18 protein-coding genes, 1 tRNA gene and 1 other RNA gene are annotated in these 22,004 nt (G+C 68.6%); 16 read left to right on the top strand and 4 right to left on the bottom strand.

Going from position 1 to position 22,004, the window contains the following annotated elements:
- The first annotated feature begins 115 nt into the window (after positions 1-115).
- Entirely contained in the window at positions 116-418 is a 303-nt protein-coding gene (locus JHL17_RS10410; protein ID WP_211113378.1) for a DUF2155 domain-containing protein, read from the top strand.
- Positions 419-487: 69 nt separating this feature from the next.
- Here JHL17_RS10410 and JHL17_RS10405 read toward each other — a convergent pair whose 3' ends face one another.
- On the bottom strand, positions 488-1,150 hold the full coding sequence (locus tag JHL17_RS10405) for an alpha/beta hydrolase (RefSeq protein WP_200192746.1): 663 nt from the start codon (positions 1,148-1,150) through the stop codon (positions 488-490).
- Positions 1,151-1,461: 311 nt separating this feature from the next.
- Here JHL17_RS10405 and epsC point away from each other — a divergent pair, with 311 nt between their 5' ends.
- The 7 genes from epsC (at position 1,462) to JHL17_RS10370 (ending at position 6,722) form a co-directional block, all read left to right on the top strand.
- Positions 1,462-2,271, top strand: coding sequence for a serine O-acetyltransferase EpsC (gene epsC, locus JHL17_RS10400; protein ID WP_200192744.1), 810 nt, complete (start codon positions 1,462-1,464; stop codon positions 2,269-2,271).
- A complete protein-coding gene (locus JHL17_RS10395) occupies positions 2,268-2,753 on the top strand; it encodes an Rrf2 family transcriptional regulator (RefSeq protein WP_200192742.1) in 486 nt (161 codons plus the stop codon). The genes epsC and JHL17_RS10395 overlap by 4 nt, the downstream gene beginning before the upstream one ends.
- 56 nt (positions 2,754-2,809) lie before the next feature.
- Positions 2,810-3,946 (top strand): aminotransferase class V-fold PLP-dependent enzyme, encoded by a 1,137-nt coding sequence (locus tag JHL17_RS10390; protein ID WP_200192740.1) that lies wholly within the window; start codon positions 2,810-2,812, stop codon positions 3,944-3,946.
- Positions 3,947-4,151: 205 nt separating this feature from the next.
- Positions 4,152-4,829, top strand: coding sequence for a molecular chaperone DnaJ (locus JHL17_RS10385; protein WP_200192739.1), 678 nt, complete (start codon positions 4,152-4,154; stop codon positions 4,827-4,829).
- A gap of 62 nt (positions 4,830-4,891) precedes the next feature.
- On the top strand, positions 4,892-5,221 hold the full coding sequence (locus JHL17_RS10380) for a ferredoxin family 2Fe-2S iron-sulfur cluster binding protein (RefSeq protein WP_200192737.1): 330 nt from the start codon (positions 4,892-4,894) through the stop codon (positions 5,219-5,221).
- 125 nt (positions 5,222-5,346) lie between these two features.
- Positions 5,347-6,510, top strand: coding sequence for a tRNA 2-thiouridine(34) synthase MnmA (gene mnmA, locus JHL17_RS10375; RefSeq protein WP_200192735.1), 1,164 nt, complete (start codon positions 5,347-5,349; stop codon positions 6,508-6,510).
- 137 nt (positions 6,511-6,647) lie between these two features.
- A tRNA-Met gene (locus JHL17_RS10370) sits at positions 6,648-6,722 on the top strand.
- A 121-nt stretch (positions 6,723-6,843) separates the two neighbouring features.
- Here JHL17_RS10370 and JHL17_RS10365 read toward each other — a convergent pair.
- Positions 6,844-7,758 carry a GGDEF domain-containing protein gene (locus JHL17_RS10365; protein ID WP_200192733.1) on the bottom strand — a complete coding sequence of 305 codons (915 nt, stop codon included), beginning with the start codon at positions 7,756-7,758 and terminating at the stop codon, positions 6,844-6,846.
- 254 nt (positions 7,759-8,012) lie between these two features.
- Between JHL17_RS10365 and JHL17_RS10360 the strand changes: the two genes are divergently transcribed.
- A complete protein-coding gene (locus JHL17_RS10360; protein ID WP_200192731.1) occupies positions 8,013-9,962 on the top strand; it encodes a sigma-54-dependent Fis family transcriptional regulator in 1,950 nt (649 codons plus the stop codon).
- A 253-nt stretch (positions 9,963-10,215) separates the two neighbouring features.
- On the opposite strand, the gene JHL17_RS10355 is transcribed toward JHL17_RS10360, so the two are convergent.
- The gene (locus tag JHL17_RS10355) at positions 10,216-13,872 is read right to left on the bottom strand and encodes a hydantoinase B/oxoprolinase family protein (RefSeq protein WP_200192729.1); all 3,657 of its coding nucleotides are present in this window, start codon (positions 13,870-13,872) and stop codon (positions 10,216-10,218) included.
- A gap of 195 nt (positions 13,873-14,067) precedes the next feature.
- Positions 14,068-14,649 carry a GNAT family N-acetyltransferase gene (locus JHL17_RS10350; protein ID WP_200192727.1) on the bottom strand — a complete coding sequence of 194 codons (582 nt, stop codon included), beginning with the start codon at positions 14,647-14,649 and terminating at the stop codon, positions 14,068-14,070.
- 279 nt (positions 14,650-14,928) lie between these two features.
- Here JHL17_RS10350 and JHL17_RS10345 point away from each other — a divergent pair, with 279 nt between their 5' ends.
- From JHL17_RS10345 to rnpB, 7 genes are all read left to right on the top strand, one after another.
- A complete protein-coding gene (locus tag JHL17_RS10345) occupies positions 14,929-15,711 on the top strand; it encodes a TerB family tellurite resistance protein (RefSeq protein ID WP_200192724.1) in 783 nt (260 codons plus the stop codon).
- 212 nt (positions 15,712-15,923) lie between these two features.
- Complete coding sequence (locus JHL17_RS10340) at positions 15,924-16,976, top strand: hypothetical protein (protein ID WP_247893440.1); 1,053 nt, start codon at positions 15,924-15,926, stop codon at positions 16,974-16,976.
- Positions 16,977-17,092: 116 nt separating this feature from the next.
- Entirely contained in the window at positions 17,093-18,922 is a 1,830-nt protein-coding gene (locus JHL17_RS10335; RefSeq protein ID WP_200192720.1) for an ATP-binding cassette domain-containing protein, read from the top strand.
- Positions 18,919-19,797: a DMT family transporter gene (locus JHL17_RS10330; protein ID WP_200192718.1), complete on the top strand. Its 879-nt coding sequence runs from the start codon at positions 18,919-18,921 to the stop codon at positions 19,795-19,797. The genes JHL17_RS10335 and JHL17_RS10330 overlap by 4 nt, the downstream gene beginning before the upstream one ends.
- Positions 19,798-19,804: 7 nt before the next feature.
- Positions 19,805-20,500 (top strand): N-acetylmuramoyl-L-alanine amidase, encoded by a 696-nt coding sequence (locus JHL17_RS10325; RefSeq protein WP_200192715.1) that lies wholly within the window; start codon positions 19,805-19,807, stop codon positions 20,498-20,500.
- Positions 20,501-20,566: 66 nt separating this feature from the next.
- A complete protein-coding gene (locus tag JHL17_RS10320) occupies positions 20,567-21,163 on the top strand; it encodes a Uma2 family endonuclease (protein WP_200192713.1) in 597 nt (198 codons plus the stop codon).
- 59 nt (positions 21,164-21,222) lie between these two features.
- Positions 21,223-21,624: RNase P RNA component class A (rnpB, locus tag JHL17_RS10315), an RNA gene on the top strand.
- Positions 21,625-22,004 lie beyond the last annotated feature (380 nt).

Genomic DNA, 22,004 nt, shown 5'->3' with positions numbered 1-22,004 from the left:
GACGAGACTTTCGAATTTTTTCCGGCCTGGATTTCTCCGGCCTGCGGCCGGTCTTGTGGGCGCAGCGGCTCTGCTGGCATCGGCGGCCGTCCCAGCCGCTCCGGTTCCGAGCCAGATGATCGAACGGCCGGCGGCCAAGCTGCAATGGCTGGACAAGGTGACCGCCCGCACCTCCACCTTCACCATGAAGGTGGGAGAGACCAAGGCGATGAGCAGCCTGCGCATCACCCTGCGCGCCTGCCGCGAGAACCCGCCGATCGAGACGCCGGAGTCCGCCGCCTTCCTGGAAGTGACGGAGATCAAGCCCGGCGAGCAGGCGGAGGCGGTCTTCAGCGGCTGGATGTTCGCCTCCAGCCCCGCCCTGTCGGCGATGGAGAACCCGATCTACGACGTGTGGGTCCTGGGCTGCGAACAGTGATGGCTGGGGGCTTCAGCCCCCAGCCACCCTCCCCCACGTGACGGGGAAGGGTCCGAACGGCAGTCCGTCCTACTCCGCGACCGCAGCGACCGGATTGCCCAGCGCCTTGTCCAGATAATCGTCCACCTGCACCGCCAGATCGTCGGTGCGGTTGACGAAGAAGTGGCTGGCCCCGGGAACGACGCGGTGGTCGATGCGGATGTCCTTCTGGTGCGACAGCTTGGTCACCAGCTTGGTCACCGCGGCCTGAGGCACCACCTCGTCCTTGTCGCCATGGATGATCAGGCCCGAGGACGGGCACGGTGCCAGGAACGAGAAGTCGAACAGGTTGGCCGGCGGCGAAACGGAGACGAAGCCATCGATCTCCGGTCGGCGCATCAGAAGTTGCATGCCGATCCAAGCGCCGAAGGACACGCCGCCGATCCAGCAGAGCGGCGCGTTCGGATTGTAGGTCTGCAACCAGTCCAGCGCCGCCGCCGCGTCGGCCAGTTCCCCCTCTCCCTTGTCATAGGTGCCCTGGCTGCGCCCGACGCCGCGGAAGTTGAAGCGGAGCGCCGAATAGCCGCGCTTGGTGAAGGACTGGAACAGGGTGAAGACCACCTTGTTGTTCATCGTCCCATTGTGCTGCGGGTGCGGATGCAACAGCAGCGCGACCGGGGCGTTCGGCTGCTTGCCATGGGTGTAACGGCCTTCCAGGCGACCGGCGGGACCGTTGAAGAGCACTTCAGGCATGGGAACGACGTTCCTGACGCGAACAAGGGGNGTCCGGTCGGTCGCCGTGACGCACGGGCCTTCAAGCCCGTCACGGATTTTCCCATCAAGGAGTGGGGTTTTCCGCACACAATTCTTGACCGTTTTGCTTGGTCATCATATATGCGTCGTAACGTCCTCCGGGACAACCCGCCTGACCCGCCCGATCGGCCCCAGCGCTAGCGGGACCGGCCGAAAGTCCGGGTCCCTGCCGGCCGAAACCGTTGGGGGGCCGAACCGGAAGGTCCTGAACCGCAATGGTCCGACAGGCCGAAACCGGGCACGGGCGACCGATGAGAGCGGCGGACTATACCACGGCGGGTGATGGCGTGTTCAAGCATCTTCGCGAAGAGATCGATGGGATCATGGCGCGCGACCCCGCCGCGCGATCCCGGCTGGAGGTTGCACTTTGCTACCCTGGCCTGCATGCGATCATCCTTCACCGCATCGCCCGGCGCGCCCGCGACGCCGGGTGGCACACCACGGCCCGCTTGGTGTCGCAGATCGCCCGCTCGCTGACGGGGATCGAAATCCATCCCGGCGCCACCATCGGCCGCCGCTTCTTCATCGACCACGGCATGGGCGTGGTGATCGGCGAAACGGCTGAGATCGGCGACGACGTCATGCTCTACCACGGGGTGACGCTGGGCGGCACCTCGCTCGACCCCGGCAAGCGCCACCCGACGCTGGAGGACGGCGTGATCGTCGGCGCCGGCGCGAAGATCCTGGGCGCCATCACCATCGGGCGCAGCGCGCGGATCGGCGCCAATGCGGTGGTGGTGGCCGACGTCCCCGCCGATACCGCGGTCGTCGGTATCCCGGCGAGGCCGGTCCTGCCGCCCGACCGCGTGGAAACCCGGAAATTCATGCCCTACGGCACGCCCTGCGGCGAGATCCCCGATCCGGTTGCCCGCGCCTTGTCCGGCCTGCTCGACCAGGTGACGGCGCTGCAGGGCCGGGTCGACGAACTGGAGGCGGATCGGCCGCCGGCCGCCATTCCCCGTCCAAAACCCACACCGTTCGAAGCGGTGACATCCCGCGCCACCGGCCAAGCCACGGGCTACGCCACCGGGATGCACGAAGCGCAAGGAGAAACGCGATGAGACTCAGCACCAAGGGACGCTATGCCGTGATGGCGATGGTCGATCTGGCCGCGACCAGCCAGGGCAGCCCGGTCGCGCTGGCCGACATCGCGGAGCGACAGGAAATCTCGCTCTCCTATCTGGAGCAGCTGTTCGCCAAGCTGCGCAAGGGCGGTCTGGTCAAGAGCGTGCGTGGGCCCGGCGGCGGCTATCTGATGGCCCATCCGGCCGACGCCACCCGCGTGTCCGACATCATCCTGGCGGTGGACGAACCGATCCGCACCACCCGCTGCGCCAACGGCACGCCCCAGGGCTGCCGCACCAACCGCTCGCGCTGCCTGACCCACGACCTGTGGGAAGAGCTTGGCAACCAGATCCATATGTATCTCAGCTCGGTCACCGTCGCCGACGTGGTGGAGCGGCGGATCATCGGCACCAGCGGCCTGACCCTGCTGCGCCCGGCCCCCGCCGCCGAGGGCGGCGCAGCCGTCGCCGCAGAGTGAGTTCCCAAGGGAGCGGCCAAGTGAGGTTTTCCTTCGCACACGAGCACGCCTGAAAAGTGACCACTCCATTCGCCACCCCGTTCCGGCGGACCGGCGTCTATCTCGACCACAACGCCACCACTCCGCTGAAGCCGGAGGTCAAGGCGGCGATGGTGCAGGCGATGGACTTGGTCGGCAACCCGTCCTCCGTGCACGCCTTCGGCCGCACCGCCCGCCGGGCGGTGGAGGAAGCTCGCGCCGCCGTCGCCGCGCTGATGGGGGCGAAGCCGTCCCAGGTGCTGTTCACCGGCAGCGGGACCGAGGCAAACAACTTCGCACTGCGCGGCTTCCCCGGCCGCCGGGTGCTGACCTCCGCCATCGAGCATGAGTCGGTGCTGGCCGCCTGCCCCGAGGCGGAGCGTTTCGGCGTGAACCGCGACGGCGTCGCCGACCTGGAAGCGCTGGAACGCCGGCTGGACGCGGATGGTCCGGCGCTGGTCTCGCTGATGCTGGTCAACAACGAGACCGGGGTGATCCAACCGGCGGCGGACGCTGCCCGTATCGTCCGCGCCCATGGTGGATTGCTCCATTGCGACGCGGTACAGGCGGCCGGGCGGCTGCCGCTGTCGTTGCCCCGCCTCGGTGTCGATCTGATGACGCTGTCGGCCCACAAGCTGGGCGGTCCGTCCGGCGTCGGCGCCCTGGTCCTGGCCGAAGGGTTGGAACCGGAAGCGCTGATCCGAGGCGGAGGGCAGGAGCGGCGCAAGCGGGCCGGAACCGAAAACCTGCTGGGCATCGTCGGTTTCGGTGCCGCCGCGCGGCTGGCCCGCGAAGGGTTGGCCGAGGCGGCCGACCTCGCGTCCCTGCGCGACCGGCTGGAGCGGGAAGCGCTGGCCGCCATGCCGCATGCCCGCGTGATGGGGGCCGGTGCCGCGCGGGTCGCCAATACCAGCTGCCTGATGCTGCCCGGCCTGCCGGGAGAGACCCAGGTGATGACGCTGGACCTCGCCGGCGTGGCGGTCAGCGCCGGATCGGCCTGTTCCAGCGGCAAGGTGAAGCCGTCCCATGTGCTGGCGGCGATGGGGGAGGACGACCGGTCCGCCGCCAGCGCCGTCCGGATCAGCCTGGGCTGGACCAGCGACGACGAGGCGGTCGACCGCTTCCTGGCGGCCTGGGCCGCGATGGCGCGGCGAAGCACGCCCGCGGATGGCTGAAGCCCGTTTTCTCCGGCCATGGCTGCGCGACCATCTGTCTCCCGCCCGCAAAGCCGGCATTCGCGCATTGCGCCGGATGCGGCTTATGGGTATGACCCCGCGGAAGGCCCGCCGGATGACGGCGGCCCCGGATGGCGGTCGCGGCCTCATATCGGGTAATCGATCCTATCGGCCGAGATTTTCGGCGCTTTGACGGACTGCGCGCATGACCCGTTCCAAATCCGGCCCGCCCGGCAACAGCAGCGGCGGCATTTCCGGCGCCATCGCCGGCGATCTGGAGCCCTGCGGCACCTGTGGCCGCTCGGTGGCGCCGCGCGCCCTGTTCTGCCATGCCTGCGGCGCGGCGCAACCGCCCCGGCCGCTCGACCCCTTCACCCGGCTGGGGCTGGAACGCCGCTTCGACATCGACCTGGACCAGTTGTCGAAGCAGCATGCCGGCTTCACCCGTGCCATGGACCCCGCGCGTTTCGCCGCGCGCGGCCGGCGCCAGCAGGCCAACGCCAAGGCCCAGGTCGACGCGCTGCGCGAGGCCTATGACGTGCTGCGCGATCCGATCCGCCGCGCCCATGCGCTGCTGGACCTGCTTGGCGGCTCACCGGCAGCCGGCGACGAGGACGAGGAGATCGCCGAACTCGCCGGCCGGCTGGCCCGTGCCGACGAAGCGCTCGAGTTGGACCGGATCGGGCTGGACCTCAGCCAGCGGGTCGAGGCCTGCATCAGGTACCTGGCCCCCGCCTTCCGCAAGGCGCAGACGGCGTCGGGCCCCGACAGTCCGCCGGCCTCCGATGGCGCCGCACGCATCCTGGCCCGGCTGGAACGGCTGGAGGCGCTGGCCGCCGAAGTCCGCGAGCGCCGCGCCGCCCGGACGCCGCCGCGTCCCTGACCCTCCTTGCCGCTTCCCATTCCCACGCTTCCGCTAGGCAACCTTAGAAAAAAGAGGACCCCATGCCCAAGATGACCTTCATCGAGACCGACGGCTCCCGCCGCGAGGTCGACGCCCCGCTCGGCCTGTCCGTGCTGGAGATCGCGCACAAGAACAGCCTGGATCTGGAAGGCGCCTGTGAAGGCTCGCTGGCCTGCTCCACCTGTCATGTCGTGATCGAGCCGGAATGGTTCGACGTCCTGCCCGACGCGCAGGAAGACGAGGAGGACATGCTGGATCTCGCCTTCGGCCTGACCAAGACCTCCCGCCTCGGCTGCCAGATCATCATGACCGAAGAGCTGGACGGCCTGGTCGTCCGCCTGCCGGGCGGCAGCAACAACGCGATGAAGTGACGGTCCGCGTCAGGCAGGGGAAAATCCCGTTCTCGCCGCCGGGCCGGCATCGCTTGGATGCGGTGCCCGGCGGCCCTTCCCCATCATCTCTTTTCCGGACGCCGGCCCACCCCATATAGGGCGCCATGAACTCCCTCGGTCTTTCCAAGCGCCCCCAGGACACCCGCGTCGTCGTGGCGATGTCCGGCGGGGTGGATTCCTCCGTAACCGCCGCCGTGCTGCGGGAGGAGGGCTATGACGTCGTCGGCATCACGCTGCAGCTTTACGACCATGGTCTGGCATTGCAGAAGCCGGGCGCCTGCTGCGCCGGCCAGGACATCTACGATGCCCGTCAGGTCGCCGACCGCATCGGCATCCCGCATTACGTCCTGGATTATGAAGGCCGCTTCAGCCAGGACGTGATGGATGATTTCGCCGACAGCTACCTGCGCGGCGAGACGCCGATCCCCTGCGTGCGCTGCAACCAGCGCGTCAAGTTCCGCGACCTGCTGAACACCGCCCGCGATCTCGGTGCCGACGCGCTCGCCACCGGCCATTACGTCCGCCGCATCGCCGGCCCGCAGGGTGCCGAACTGCACCGCGCCGTCGATCCGGCCAAGGACCAGAGCTATTTCCTGTTCGCGACCACGCGCGAACAGCTGGACTTCCTGCGCTTCCCGCTGGGCGGCCTGACCAAGCCGGAGACCCGGGCGCTGGCCGAGCGCCATGGGCTGGAGGTCGCGGCCAAGCCGGACAGCCAGGACATCTGCTTCGTCCCCAACGGCAATTATGCCGAGGTGGTGGCGAAGCTGCGCCCCGGCTCAGTCGAGCCCGGCGACATCGTCCATGTCGACGGCCGGGTCCTGGGCAGCCACAAGGGTGTCGTCCACTACACGGTCGGCCAGCGCAAGGGGCTGGGCATCGGCGGCATCCGCGGCCAGGAGGAGGAGGCGCTCTATGTCGTCCGGCTGGAACCGGCCCGCCGCCGCGTCGTCGTCGGCCCGCGCCGCGACCTTGCCCGCTCGCTGGTCATGGTGCGCGACGTGAACTGGCTGGCCCCCGACTTGGCCGACGGTGCGGGCATCGAGGTGTCGGTGAAGCTCCGCTCCGCCCAGCCGGCGGCTCCCGCCCTGTGGCGCCCCGCTTCGGACGGCACTGCACGGGTGGAGTTGCGGGAGCCCCAGCACGGCATCGCCCCCGGCCAAGCCTGCGTCGTCTACCAGGGCGACCGCGTGCTGGGCGGCGGCTGGATTTCCGGCACCGCCGGGGCTGTGGCCGAAGAGGTGGAAGCGGGCGAAACGACGGCCTGAATCAGAGGGTTATGTGTGTTTCCGCCGGCCGGCCGAAAAAAATCGCACCCCCTGAAAATTCCGCGTTGACAGGCCAAGTCGCCCTATCCTATATAGCGGCTCCCGGCGGCAACGACGGGCACGATGGTCGACACGATGGCAGCGTAGCTCAGTGGTAGAGCAGGGGAATCATAATCCCTTGGTCGGGGGTTCAAATCCCTCCGCTGCTACCATCATCGAAAACCCCCTGGTTTCCGCAAGGAAGTCAGGGGGTTTTTCTTTGCGCATCGCCCGCATCGCTTACGGCCGGCGACAAGGCCAGCCGCCTGCGAAGAAAAGCATCCGCGGCGCCTCCTACCCTGCCAGCGACTTCGGCAGCGCGATCCGCGGTTCGATTTCCACGCGGTTCCGGCCGGCGTTCTTGGCGCGATAGAGCGCGGCGTCGGCGCGGGCCAGAAGGGGCTCAATGCCGGGGTCGGTGGCGGTCAGCCAGCTCAGCCCGAGGCTGACGGTCAGGTGCAGGTCGCCGCCGGTCTCCAGCTTGACCGGCGTGGCAGCGATGGTTTGCCGCAGGCGCTGGGCGGCGGTGAAGGCGTTGACCGGCGGGGTTTCCGGCATCACCACGGCGAACTCCTCGCCACCCAGGCGGCCGATGATGTCGCAGGCGCGCAGGGTTTCCTTGCAGGCACGCACCGTGCTGCGGATCGCCTCGTCGCCGGTGGCATGGCCGTGGGTGTCGTTGACCCGCTTGAAGTGGTCGATGTCCAGCATCACCACCGACAGCGGACGGTCATATCGTCGCGAGCGGGTAAACTCTTCAGCCCCCCTCTCCAGGAAGCGGCGGCGGTTCAGGGCGCCCGTCAGGGCGTCGGTGGTCGCCAGCCGCTCCAGGTCGCGCTGCATCGCCACGACACGGGAGGCCGCCAGCAGCCGTGCCGCCGTCCACTTCCAGTCCAGCGGCTTGCGCAGGAACTCGTCGGCGCCGGCCTCCACCAGTTCGTGGAACTGTTCGGTCATGCTGCCCGGGATCATCAGGATCAGGTAGAGGTGGCGCAACCCCTGGGCGGTGCGCAGGTGCCAGCAAAGCTCCAGCCCCGTCATGTCGGCCAGGCGGATGTCGGCCATCACCACGTCGAACCGCTCATTCGCCATCGCCTCGATGGCAGCGGCTCCGGTCTCGACCACGCTGGTGGCGTAGCCGAGCTTGTTCAACTCATACACCATCATCGTCAGGTGGCGTGGTGAATCGTCGACGATCAATATCCGCAAGTCGAAAGCTCCCGGCGATCCCTGCCCGTTTATGGAGCATGAGACCCGACTCATGCAAATGTCCTTAACGTCATGTCGCAGAACAATAACGAAAAGCCGGGGTCATACGCAGGTATGACGGGGTTCGTGACGGGATTCGGCCGATAGGTCGATCTGATGCTTTTGCACATGTTGCCTACCAAGTCGGCAGGTTGGTACTGTTCCGTCAAATATGTTCGCGGGACAAGCGGACGATGAGTGCGGGAGGCACGACCATGGACAGCGCGCGCGCGGCCCACATCGATGAACTCGTCCGTGTCTCCACCGGCCGTGCCTCTGCCGGCGTGCCGTCCGCCCGCGACCCCATCATCGAAAGCTCCTGGCGCCGCTGCGTCGCCGACCACAAGCTGGATCCGACCGTCGGGCGCGAGGCGCACATCCTGCCGCAGGAACGGCTGCGCGAGCATCGCGACGCGATGGACGAGTTCCTGCGCATGGCCCGCTTCGGGCTGGAGGCGCTGTACCGGCAGGTGGCCGGCATGGGCTATGTCCTGCTGCTGACCGACAGCAACGGCGTCACGGTGGATTTCATCGGCGACCCGACCTTCGACAATCATCTGCGCCGGGCCGGGCTGTATCTCGGATCCGACTGGAACGAGGGGCATGCCGGCACCTGCGCGGTCGGCACCTGCATCGCCACCGCCCAGGCGCTGACCGTCCACCAGACCGACCATTTCGACGCCACCCACATCCCGCTGACCTGCACCGCCGCCCCGGTCTTCGAGAGCGGGGGCGAACTGGCCGCGGTTCTCGACATCTCGGCCCTGCATTCGCCGGAACCGAAGATCAGTCAGTATCTGGCTCTGCAGATGGTGCGGGCCTATGTCCACAAGATCGAGACCGCCAATCTCTACAACAACTTCCGCCGCGACTGGGTGGTGAAGCTGTCCGCCTCGCAGGAATTCGCGGAGGTCGATCCCGATTTCGTCCTGGCGTTGGACGGCGGCGGGCGGGTGGTCGGCTTCAACCACAAGGCCCACGACCTTCTGGCGGAGGACGGGGTATCGCCGCTCGGCCGATCCTTCGCCGAACTGTTCGACTGCGAGGTGGACGATCTGGTCCGCTTCGTCCGCTCGCTGCCGACCGAGCAGCGCACGCTGCGCCTGCGCCGCACCGGCCTGCCGCTGTTCGCCCAGGCGATGCCGCCGCCCGCCGTTTCCCTGCCTCGCGGCCATGCCCCGGATCACAGCGGCGACCCGCTGCCGGAGCCGCTGCGCGTGGTGTCCGGCGGCGATCCGGCACTGAAGGCGGTCCTGGCGCGGGCAGCCAAGCTGGTCAACACCCGGATGAGCTTGCTGATTCATGGCGAGACCGGCACCGGCAAGGAGCATCTGGCCAAGGCCCTGCACAAGTCCAGCATCCGCCGCAACAAGCCCTTCGTCGCCGTCAACTGCGCCGCCTTGCCGGAGAACCTGATCGAGAGCGAACTGTTCGGCTACGAGCCCGGATCCTTCACCGGGGCGACGGCGCGCGGCAAGAAGGGGCTGATCCTGGAGGCCGACGGCGGCACCCTGTTCCTGGACGAGATCGGCGACATGCCCTTGTCGTCGCAGACCCGGCTGCTGCGCGTGCTGGCGGAACGGGAGGTGACGCCGATCGGCCGGACCAAGGCGGTGTCGGTGGATGTCCGCGTCATCGGCGCCACCCACCGCGATCTGGTGGGCCTGGTCAAGGCGGGCAGGTTCCGCGACGACTTGTACTTTCGTCTCAATGGCGCGGTGTTCACCGTGCCGCCGCTGCGCCAGCGCGGGGACCTCGATTGGCTGATCGAACGGCTGCTGGCCGAGCGGGCGGACCGCGACGGCGTCGGCTACCGCCTGACACCGGCGGCGCTGGCGGCACTGCGGGGGCACGGCTGGCCCGGCAACGTGCGGGAGCTGGTGAATGCGCTGGACTATGCCTGCGCAGTCAGCGACGGCGGGTTGATCGATCTCGGCGACATTCCCGAGCCGGTGCAGCACAGCGGCCTGTTCCAGGCCTGGCCGGCGGCGGAGACGGTCGAGGCGGCCGTGGCGGCGGAGGACCCCGCCATCCGGCTGCGCGAGACGCTGCGGCGGCATCATTGGAATGTGTCGGCGACGGCGCGGGCGATGGGGGTCGACCGCTCCACCGTCCATCGGCAGATGCACCGCTTCGGCATCGTGGCGCCGCATCGGGCGGAGTGAGGGGGCGGCCCCTCACCCCTGCCCGGGCCTCCGCCCCTCTTATACGCGGTCAGAAGNGGGTTCGAAAAGTCAGAACTTTCCGAATCCGGTATTATACCAATGCCGGAAAGTTCCGACCTTTGGTCGGCACTTTCCGGCCCCTCAGACGCCGGGCGGCCCGCTTCCGCGGGCCTTGGCTTCGCGGGCATGTGCCCGCGCGGCCGCCGTCGCGGCCGTACCAGAGCCGAAAAGTCGAAATTTTTCGGCGCTGGTATCACCCCACCGCTCCGAACCCGCCGCCGCCCGGGGTTTCCACCACCAGGGCATCACCCGGCCGCATCACCGTGCTGTCCTGCGAGTCCAGTTCCTGCACGCTGCCGTCGGTGCGCTGGACCCAGGTCCGGCCGACCGCGCCGTCGGCGCCGCCCTTCAGGCCGAAGGGAGCGATCTTGCGGTGGTTGGCGAGGATGGCGGCGGTCATCGGCTCCAGGAAACGCAGGCGGCGGACCACGCCGTCGCCGCCGTGCCAGCGCCCCACCCCGCCCGAGCCGCGGCGGATGCGGAACCCCTCCACCAGGACCGGGAAGCGCCATTCCAACACCTCGGGATCGGTTAGGCGGGAGTTGGTCATGTGGGTCTGCACAGCGTCGGTGCCGTCGAAGCCGTTGCCGGCGCCGGAGCCGCCGCAGACCGTCTCGTAATACTGGTGCCATTCGTTGCCGAAGGTGGTGTTGTTCATCGTCCCCTGGGCCGACGCCATCACCCCCAGCGCGCCGAACAGCGCGTCGACGATGCACTGGCTGGTCTCCACATTGCCGGCGACCACCGCGGCCGGCGGGTTGGGTGCCAGCATGGATTTCGGCGGGATGACGATTTCGATGGGGCGCAGGCAGCCCTCGTTCATCGGAATCTCGTCATCCACCAGGCAGCGGAAGACATAGAGCACCGCCGCCCGGCAGACCGCGGAGGGGGCGTTGAAGTTGTTGGCCAGCTGCGCGCTGGTTCCGGAGAAATCGACGATCGCCGAGCGCGCGTCATGGTCGATCGACACCCGCAGCTTGATCACCGCGCCGTTGTCCAGCGTCACCGCGAAGTCGCCGTCGCCCAGCACGCCGATGGCGCGACGGACCTGCTCCTCCGCATTGTCCTGGACATGGCGCATATAGGCGGTGACGGTGGCCAAGCCGTGCAGGCGGACGACGCGGTGCAGTTCGCGGGTTCCCTGCTCGTTGGCGGCGACCTGCGCCTTCAGATCGCCGATGTTCTGCGCCGGGTTGCGCGCCGGATGCGGGCCGGTGCGCAGAAGCTCCAGCATGGCCTCTTCGCGGAATTGCCCACCCTCGACCAGAGGCACGCAATCCAGCAGCACGCCTTCGTCGGCGATGGTCCTGCTGTCCGGCGGCATGGAACCGGGGGTGATGCCGCCGACGTCGGCGTGATGGCCGCGCGAGGCGACGAAGAACAGCAGGTCCTTGCCCGCCTCGTCGAACACCGGGGAGACGACGGTGATGTCCGGCAGATGCGTCCCGCCATGGTAGGGATCGTTCAGCGCGAAGCTCTCGCCCGCCGTGAAATTGCCGTCGCGGCGCTGGATCACGGCGCGCACGCTCTCGCCCATCGATCCCAGATGGACCGGCATATGGGGGGCGTTGGCGATCAGCCCGCCGTCGCGGTCGAACAGGGCGCAGGAGAAATCCAGCCGCTCCTTGATGTTCACCGACCGGGCGGTCTTCTCCAGCGTCACGCCCATCCGCTCGGCGATGGACATGAACAGGTTGTTGAAGACCTCCAGCATCACCGGGTCGACCTTCGCCCCGCCCTTGATGCCGGCGGCCTGACGCTGGCCCGCCGGCTCCAGCCGGGTCAGCACCAGATGGTTCTTGCGGGTGACCTCCGCCATCCAGCCGGGCTCGACGACGGTGGTGGAGACCGCTTCGGCCAGGATCGCCGGCCCGACCACCCGGTTGCCGGGCTGAAGCTGGCGGCGGTCGTAGAGCGGCGCCTCGCGGCGCTGGCCGCCGATATGCGTGGTGACGGTGGCGAGCCGGCGCGGCAGCACCGCGGTGGTGGCGGAAAGCTCCGGATCCTCAAGCACGTCGGTCAGGCCGACCGCCTCCAGCGTCACCGATTCGACCTCCAGCGCGGTGCCGGGGGTGAGGAAGCCGTAGCGGCGGCGGTGCGCCTCCTCGAAGGACTTGGTCATCGCCACCCTGGAGCCGAAAGCGACGGTCAGGGTGGTGTCCGACCCGGCGGCCTTCAGATGGACGCGGCGGTTGATCGCCTGCCGTCCGGCGTCGACACCCTGGCGGGCCAGTTCCGCCCGTCCTTCGGTCTCCAGGTCGGTGAACAGCATGGTCAGCCGGTCGACCACGGCGTCGCTCAGCGGTCCTTCCACCGCGCGCTCGCGGATGGCGACGGTGTCGGCCAGACCGATGCCGTAGGCCGACAGCACGCCGGCCTGCGGGTGCAGGAAAATCCGCGTCATGCCGAGCGCGTCGGCGACGGCGCAGACATGCTGGCCCGCCGCCCCGCCGAAGCCGTTCAGCGTATAGCCGGTGACATCGTAGCCGCGCTCCACCGAGATCTTCTTGATGGCATTCGCCATGTTGTCGACGGCGATGCGCAGGAAGCCCTCGGCGACCTCCTGCGGGGTCATCGAGGTGCCGAGCTTGGCGTTGACGGTGGCGGCCAGTTCGGTGAAGCGGGCCTTCACCACCTCGGCGTCCAGCGGCTGGTCGCCGTTGGGGCCGAAGACATGGGGGAAGAAGCGCGGATGGATCTTGCCGACCATCACGTTGCAGTCGGTGACGGTCAGCGGCCCGCCGCGGCGGTAGCAGGCCGGGCCGGGATTGGCGCCGGCACTGTCCGGCCCGACGCGGAAGCGGGTGCCGTCGAAGACGCAGAGCGAACCGCCGCCGGCCGCCACGGTGTGGATGTGCATCATCGGCGCGCGCACCCGCACGCCGGCCACCACCGCGTCGAAGGCGCGCTCATACTCCCCGGCATAATGCGACACGTCGGTCGAGGTGCCGCCCATGTCGAAGCCGATCACCCGGTCGAAGCCGGCCATGCCGGCGGTGCGCACCGCGCCCACCACGCCGCCGGCAGGACCGGACAGGATGGCGTCCTTGCCCTGGAAACGGCGGGCGTCGGTCAGGCCGCCATTCGACTGCATGAACATCAGCGGCACCGGCATGCCGTCGACGCTGAGCTCGTTGGCGACCCGGTCGACATAACGGCGCAGCACCGGCGACAGGTAGGCGTCGGCCACCGTGGTGTCGCCGCGCCCGACCAGCTTCATCAGCGGGCTGACCAGATGGCTGACCGAGACCTGGGTGAAGCCGACCGCGCGGGCCAGCGAGGCGACCTGCCGTTCATGCTCCGGATAGCGGTAGCCGTGCATCAGCGCGATGGCGGCGGCGCGGAAACCCCGGCGGTAGGCCTCCTCCAGGCCGCGGCGGACGGCATGGAGGTCGACCGGCTTCAGCACGCGGCCGTCGGCCATCACCCGTTCCGGCACCTCCACCACATGGGAATAGAGCTGGTCGGGCAGATGGATGTGGCGGGCGAAGATCTTCGGCCGGGCCTGATGGCCGATGCGCAGCTGGTCGCCCAGCCCTTCGGTGATCAGCAGGACGGTCGGCTCGCCCTTGCGTTCCAGCAGGGCGTTGGTGGCGACGGTGGTGCCCATCTTCACCACCTCCACCGTGTCCGGCGGAATCGGCTGGCCGGTCTTCAGGCCCAGCAGCTCGCGGATGCCCTGGACGGCGGCGTCGGCATAGCACTCCGGGTTTTCCGACAGCAGCTTGTGGGTCACGACCGATCCATCCGGGCGGCGGCCGACGATGTCGGTGAAGGTGCCGCCGCGATCCACCCAGAACTGCCACCGGGCCGGCTTGGCCTCTCCGGCTCCGGCCGCCCCTTTGGCCATCGCCGCGCTCTCCGTTTCACCCATCGTCGCACCCGCCGAATTTCCCGCGCGGCAACCGCACCACGCGTGGGCCGGAGTTTCGCGATCCGGCGGCGAAATTCAACAGCCTGAGTGTTCGGCCCCCATCAGGACAGCCATCACCGTCACCGGCCGCGGCGGAAACGACACAGGATCGCCGCGGAAGAGACCCGTTCCTCAGGCGGCGAGCCGCTCGTGCCGCGCGGCGGGCAGGCGGGACAGGATGGCGTTGCCGGACAGGATGCTGTTGAAGGCGCTCGCGCCATCCTCCAGCGCTTCCAGCGCGATGGAGAACTGGTTGGGCGGCGGCAGTTCGAACAGGGAGGTGATCTCGCCGCAGTCGAGTGCCAGCCGGCCGCCGAAGCGGCGGGCCAGCGCACGCATGCGGACATTCTCCGCCAGGCACATCATGTGGACCTGGTGAATGCCGCGATTGCGGGCGACGGTCAGGATGCGGCGGACCAGCGTGCTGCCGACGCCCTTGCCCTGCAGCACCGATTCGACGCTGATGCCGAATTCCGCCTGTTCCGGCCAGAGGATGCGGTCGCCGCACAGCTCGACGGCGCCACGCAGCAAGCCGTCCTCGAAGGCACCGAGGAGGACCGTCCGGCCCCAGTCGATGGCTGCGCAATGGCGTTTCACCGCCTCGTCCGACAGGGTGCCGGTGAAGCGGGCATAGCGGTCCGCACGGTCGAGACGGAGAAGATGCGCCCGGTATTGGGGCAACTCGGTCGGCATGATCTTGCGGATGACTGGCATGGCTCTGCTCACGGTTCTCGAATTCCGAAAACGCATTCGCGCAGAACGTCTTTCCCCAGGCTGCGGCTCCGCAAGGGCGGACACCGCCATGTCGGCGCCGGCATGCTTCCCGGCGCTCTTTGTTGCAATGCAACATGGCGCCGCGCTCCGGATTCGCAAGCGCTCATTAGAACTTTGCAATGCGAACAATGCTGGTCTGTTGCGAGGACGCCACAGTTGGCCGGTCCTCTCCCGGCCGCTATGCTGACCCCGGGGGGCTTTGCGGACAAAGGGCGAAGCATGAGCATTTGGGGCAAGATCCTGGGCGGAGCGGCCGGCCTGTTCACCGGCGGGCCTCTGGGCGCCCTGCTGGGCGGTCTGGCCGGGCATGCGGTCGACCTGTGGTCGCCCTGCGGTCCCGACGACCAGCCACGCCGGGGCATGAACGATGCGGAAGCGGAGGCGGCCAAGCAGACCGTCGCCTTCACCATCGGCGTGATCGCGTTGGCCGCCAAGATGGCGCGGGCCGACGGCGTGGTGAAGCGGGTGGAGGTCGACACCTTCAAGCGGCTGTTCCGCGTGCCGCCGGACGAGCTGGAGAATGTCGGCCGGGTCTTCGACCTCGCCCGCCGCGACACCCGCGGGTTCGAGGAATATGCCCGCCAGATCGCCAAGCTGTTCGAGGACAAACACGCGGTGCTGGAGGAGCTGCTCGACAGCCTGCTGATGATCGCCGAAGCCGACGACGAGCTGCACGAGACGGAGGTGGAGTATCTGCACGCCGTCGCCGTGATCTTCGGCTTCGACGAAGCTGATTTCCGTCGAATCGTCGCCGGCCACCACCTCGCCGGCACCCCGACGGAGACCGACCCCTATGCCGTTCTGGGCGTGCCGCGCCAAGCCGGGGCCGAGGTGGTGAAGGCCGCGCACCGGGCGCTGGTCCGCGAACACCATCCCGACCGCTTGATCGCCCAGGGCATGCCGCAGGAGTTCGTCGATCTGGCGACCCAGAAACTTGCACTGATCAACGCCGCCTACGATCGCATCCGCCGGCAACGGGAAGGAACGGCGGCCTTGTCTTGAAAAAATCGCGAACCGCGACGGCTTCCGGTGATTTGAAATTGATTTTTCATAGGTTTTATCCCGTTTCCTGACATATCGTCCCCGGTGGGGCGGGCGAGCGGTTGCCCGTGGGCTTCGGGGAAGACACGACAATGCAACGCATGATCCTCCGGACGATCTTCGCGGCGACATTGGCAACAACGGTTTCGGCAGGATGTGGCGCCCAGGCGCAGATGCCGGCAGCGACCGCCGACGGCGCGGTGGTTCTGGGACAGCCGGTGACGCTGAACCTGGGGATGCCGACGGCCGGCGACTGCGCCGCGCAGGCTGCGGCGTTGAACGCGCAAGCACTGGTCCTGGTCGCCAACGGCCAGACGATTCCGGGTGCCCGGGCGAGCTTCGTCTGTTCCGCCAAGGGGGAACTGCTGGGCACCGCCTCCACCTCGATCGCCGGCAACGGCGACGATGCAACGCAGCGGCGGTCGGCCTGGCAGACCGCCTTCAGCGGCTTCTTCAACCTCGCCGCACCGAAGAGCCTGCCGGTCGCCTTCGGTCCGGTCACCGGCGGCATCACCACCGCGCCGAAGATGGTTGCGATCCAGGGTGCCAGCAACCGCGACCTGGGGCTGGCCGCGGTCTGGTTCGCGCTGGTGGCGGCGCTGTTCCTGCTTGCCTTCTTCCGCCATTTCGGACGCACCGACGCCATCACGCCGATCGCCGGCGTACCGATGCCGCCGCGCTACCTGCCGCCCTACAGCCTCGCCCGCTTCCAGCTTTTGTGGTGGAGCGGGATCGTCACCGCCTCCTACGTCGCCATCCTGACCGTCACCGGGTCGATGGACACCATCACCACCGGCACGATGGCGCTGATGGGGATCGTCGGGGGCACCTCGGTCCTGGCCGCCTTCCAGGACCGCCGGCCGAGCGACGACCAGACCCGGCGCCAGCAGCATGCCGCCCTCTACATCGCCGCCGCCGCGACCAACCCGCCCGGCCAAGCGGCGATGGCCGCCAGCCTGGCCCAGGTCTATCCGCCATCCGAAGGGCTGCTGCCCGACCTGCTGAGCGATGCCGCCGGCTACAACATCCACCGCCTGCAACTGCTGGCCTGGACCGGCGTGCTGGGCATCACCTTCCTCTACGAGGTCACCCGCACGCTGGGCATGCCGGAACTGTCGGCCAACCTGCTGGCCCTGACCGGCATCAGCAACGGCACCTATTTCGGCTTCAAGATGCAGGAACAGCAGGTGGCGACGCCGACCGGAATGACGCAGCCGGCCGGCTGAGGGGGATCGGGGCCGGCGGGCGCAACCCGCCCACCCGTTTTTCCGGGTCGCGGCGGACGGGCACGGCGCGCTATAACCCACCCTCTTCCTTCGATTTTCCGGCGCACGAACGGTCCATGGCTCCTCCCGCACCCATCACGGCGCTCCAGGGCGTCTCCGTCACCTTCGGCGGCCGTCCGCTGTTCGACGGCATCGACCTGTCGATCGCGCGCGGCGACCGCGCCTGCCTCGTCGGGCGCAACGGGTCGGGCAAATCGACGCTGATGAAGGTGCTGGCCGGGATGATCCAGCCCGACGGCGGCACCGTCTTCACTCAACCGGGTTCCCGCATCGCCTATCTGCCGCAGGAACCGGACTTCACCGGCTGCGCGACCGTCCACGACTATGTCGTGCAGGGGCTGCCCGCCGACGAGCAGGACGAGGCGCATCGGGTCGATGCCGTGCTGGACCGGCTCCAGGTGGACGGCGGTCGCGACCCCCGCACCCTGTCGGGCGGCGAATCGCGCCGCACGGCACTTGCGCGCACGCTGGTCGGCAACCCCGACGTCATGCTGCTGGACGAGCCGACCAACCATCTCGACCTCCCCACCATCGAGTGGCTGGAGGAGGAGTTGCTGTCCTTCCGCGGCGGGCTGCTGCTGATCAGCCACGACCGCGCCTTCCTCAACCGGCTGGCCAAGCGCACGCTGTGGCTCGACCGCGGCACGGTGCGGGCCACCGACCGCGGCTTCGCCGATTTCGAGACCTGGCAGGCCGAGGTGTTCGAGGAGGACGCCGCGGCGGCCCACAAGCTGGATCGCAAGATCGAGAGCGAGATGAAGTGGTTGCGCGAGGGCATCTCGGCCCGGCGCACCCGCAACATGGGGCGCGTCCGCAACCTGCTCGACCTGCGCGCGGGGCGCGCGGAGCAGATCAAGGGCGGGCAGCAGGCCAAGCTCGCCATCGCCGAGGCCGAGCGCGGCGGCCGGCTGGTGATCGAGGCGACCGGCATCTCCAAGGGCTTCGACACGGCCGACGGTCGCAAGACCATCGTCAGGAGCTTCTCCACCCGCATCCTGCGCGGCGACCGGGTCGGCCTGATCGGGCCGAACGGCGCCGGCAAATCCACCCTGCTGAAGATGCTGACCGGCCAGCTCGCGCCCGACGAGGGCACGGTGAAGCTGGGCACCAACCTCGACGCCGCCTATTTCGACCAGCGGCGGGAGGGGCTGGACCCGGAGGATACCATCCGCAAGGTGCTGTGCCCCTTCGGCGGCGACGCGGTGGTGGTCAACGGCGTGTCGCGCCACGTCGCCGGCTATATGAAGGACTTCCTGTTCGACACCCGGCAGCTCGACAGTCCGGTCAAGGCGCTGTCGGGCGGCGAGCGCAACCGGCTGCTGCTGGCCCGGCTGTTCGCCAAGCCCAGCAACCTGATGATCCTCGACGAGCCGACCAACGACCTCGACATGGACACGCTGGACCTGCTGGAGGACGTGCTGGGCGATTATCAGGGCACGCTGCTGCTGGTCAGCCATGATCGCGACTTCCTCGACCGGCTGGTGACCGCCACCATCGCGCTGGAAGGCGACGGAACCGCCACCGAATATGCCGGCGGCTACTCCGACTATCTGGTGCAGCGTCCCGCCAAGGCGGCGCCCGTTCCCGCGGCGGCCAAGCCGAAGCCGGCCGCCGCGGCGCCGGCTGCCGCGAAGCCGCGCGGCAAGCTGAGCTACAAGGACCAGCGCGAGTTGGACGACCTGCCGGCCCGCATGGACGGACTCGGTGGCGAGATCGCCAAGCTGGAGACGGCGCTGGCCGACCCCGACCTGTTCAGCCGCGATCCCGCCAAGTTCCAGAAGACCAGCGAGCAGCTGCATGCCAAGCAGGCGGCGCTCGCCGTAGCGGAGGAGCGCTGGCTGGAACTGGAGGCGATGCGCGAGGAGTTGGAAGGCGGCCGGGCATGAGTTTCGCCCACACGCTCCAGGCGCTGGTGGTGATGGCGCTGTGGGGGCTGAACTTCGTGGTGGCGAAATGGGCCCTGGCCGAATTCCCGCCCCTGTTCGTCATGTTCCTGCGCTTCGCCCTGGTGGCGGTGCTGATCATCCCCTTCTTCCGCGTGCCGCGCGACAAGCTGTGGAAGATCGCCTTGCTGTCGGTGACGCTCGGCAGCATCCATTTCCCGATGATGTTCACCGGGCTGCGGGGGATCGACGCCGCCACCGCCTCGCTGGCGGCGCAGGCGCAGGTGCCCTTCTCCTCCCTGCTGGCGGCACTGGTGTTCAAGGACAAGCTGGGCTGGCGCCGCGGCATCGGCATGGCCGCCGCCTTCGCCGGGGTGGCGGTGATCGCCGGCGAGCCGCGGCTGGGCGAGGCCCTCCATTCCCTGCTGCTGATCCTGGCCGCCAGCTTCGCCTTCGCCGTGGCGAGCGTGCAGATGAAGCTGATCGGCTCGGTGAACGGCTTCGCTGTCAACGGCTGGATGGCGCTCTTCGCCATGCCCCAGCTGCTGGGGCTGTCGCTGCTGCTGGAACACGGGCAGATGGACGCGCTCGCCAACTCGACCTGGGTCGGTTGGGCGTCGATCCTCTACATGGCGGTCGGCGTCACCATCATCGCCTACGGACTGTGGTACCCGCTGCTCTCCCGCTACGATGTCAACCAGACCATGCCCTATCTGCTGACGGTGCCGGTGTTCGGCGTCGCCTCCGGTGCCCTGCTGATGGGCGACCCGCTGACGGTCAACCTGGCGATCGGCGGGCTGCTGACGGTCGGCGGCGTGGCCGTGATCGTGAAGCGGCGGCCGCGCACCGTTAGCGAGACGGTCACCAACCCGACCTGATGGCGCCATGAACAGCTTCCGCCGGATCGATCGCTCCTCCCCCAACCATGGCCCCCGGGCAAATGGTGGGCGGGTGGAGCTTTTGATCCTGCATTATACCGGCATGCCGACCGCCGCCCATGCGCTGGACCGCCTGTGCGATCCGGCGGCTCAGGTCAGCGCCCATTACACCGTCGACGAGGACGGCACCATCTACGCCCATGTGCCGGAGGACCGGCGCGCCTGGCATGCCGGTCGGGCGAGCTGGCGCGGGGCCGAGGACGTCAACAGCCGCTCCATCGGCGTCGAGATCGTCAACCCCGGGCACGAGTTCGGCTACCGCCCCTTCCCGCCGGTCCAGATGGCGGCGGTGGCCGAGCTGTGCCGCGGCATCGTCGAGCGCCATGGCATCGCCCCCGCCGACGTACTGGGCCATAGTGACGTGGCCCCGGCCCGCAAGGAGGATCCGGGCGAGTTGTTCGACTGGCCGGGCCTTGCCGCCCAGGGCATCGGTCTGTGGCCCATGCCATCCCAGGCCGATGACGGTCCTTACACCGATGCCGAGGTCGCCGCGCTGTTGGGACGCTATGGGTACGACCCGACGGAGCCGCGATCGCTGTTGGCCTTCCAGCGCCATTTTCATCCCGCCCGCCTGACCGGAACCCCGGATCCCGAGACCGTGCGGCGATTGCGCGCGTTGCTGCGGCTGACGGGACGGAGATGATGTCTCGCCGCGGCGAGGCCGATCCCTTATATTAGGCACTCCGGCCCAGTTGAGCGGGAGAGCGGCATGTCGTCCCTAGCCTATAAGCGGATGAGCCTCGACGAGTTCCTATCGTGGGACGATGGGACGCAGACCCGCTACGAGTTGATCGATGGCGTGCCGGTGGCGATGGCGCCCAGCTATGGCGCCCATCAGATCATCGCCGGGAACATCGCTTTGGAAATCGGCAGCGTTCTACGCAAGCGCCCGCCCTGCCATGTCCGGTCGGAAGCCGGCATCTTGAAGCCCAACAGCTTCCGCAACTTCTTCCAGGCGGACCTTGCCGTAACCTGCACGCCGCACCGGCATGGGCAGTACCACACGCCCGACCCGCTGGTGATCGTGGAAATCCTGTCGCGCTCCACCGAGGACCGCGATCGCAGGGTGAAGCTCCCGGTCTACCGCTCCATCCCGTCGGTGCAGGAAATTCTGCTGGTGCAGAGCGAGTTCCTGTTCGTTGAGGTGCATCGCCGGCTAGACGACAGCCGCTGGCAATGCGACCTGCTGGTGGAGCCGGACGACGTGCTGCGGCTGGACAGCGTCGGCGCCGAGGTTCCGGTATCGGCACTCTACGCCAATGTGGAGCTGGGGCGGGAGCCTTCGGAAGTCGAACAGGCTCCCTGAATGCGCATTCGCGATTTGGGATTTGCCCCCACGGCCGCTTCCCTATATGAACGACCGCGCCAGATGGCTGGATGGCCGCCTTCGGTTTCGGCCGGGGGAGGAAAGTCCGGGCTCCACGGAAACACGGTGCCGGCTAACGGCCGGCGGGGGCGACCCTAGGGAAAGTGCCACAGAAAGCAAACCGCCAGCGTTTCGACGCGGGTAAGGGTGAAAGGGTGCGGTAAGAGCGCACCGCGGACCCGGCAACGGGGACGGCACGGTAAACCCCACCGGGAGCAAGACCGAATAGGAGCGGCCCGACCACCGTCCCCGCAACGGGATGGGCGTGGGTCAAGCGCGTTTCCGCGCCGCCGCTCGGGTTGGTCGCGCGAGGCGTCCGGGCAACCGGCGCCCCAGACGAATGGCCATCGCCTGCCCTTCGGGGCGGGATACAGAACCCGGCTTACAGGCCATCTGGCGCTTTTCCCTTCCATCCGCCCATCCATCCGCCCATGCCATCCCGGTTCGGACCCCTCGCCGGGGCGCCCGGGCCCATGGCGCCCCATGGCGGCATACCTTTGCCCCGGCCCTGCCTCTTTCGATGGTCCGGGATGGGACGGCATGGGCGGGCGGCCTCCGTCATCCACAGGGCGGACAGCACCTTCCTCCGCCCCCACCCCGCAGTCCTCCGGGCTTTTCCGCGGCCATCCCCAGGATGTCCACGGCCCCATCCACATTTTCCCCAGACTAATCCACAGCCGGTGGATAACTGTGGGGCGATTTCCCATGCCGTCCCATGCCGGACCGGTCCTTCCCACCCAAGGTCCTATGCCATCCGAGGGGGTCGATTCGGACGATTGAC

This window comes from Azospirillum endophyticum, assembly GCF_016595245.1.
GTDB lineage: Bacteria > Pseudomonadota > Alphaproteobacteria > Azospirillales > Azospirillaceae > Azospirillum > Azospirillum endophyticum.
The sequence above is the reverse complement of the archived record's forward strand: the minus strand, read 5'-3'. Positions and strand labels throughout refer to the sequence as shown.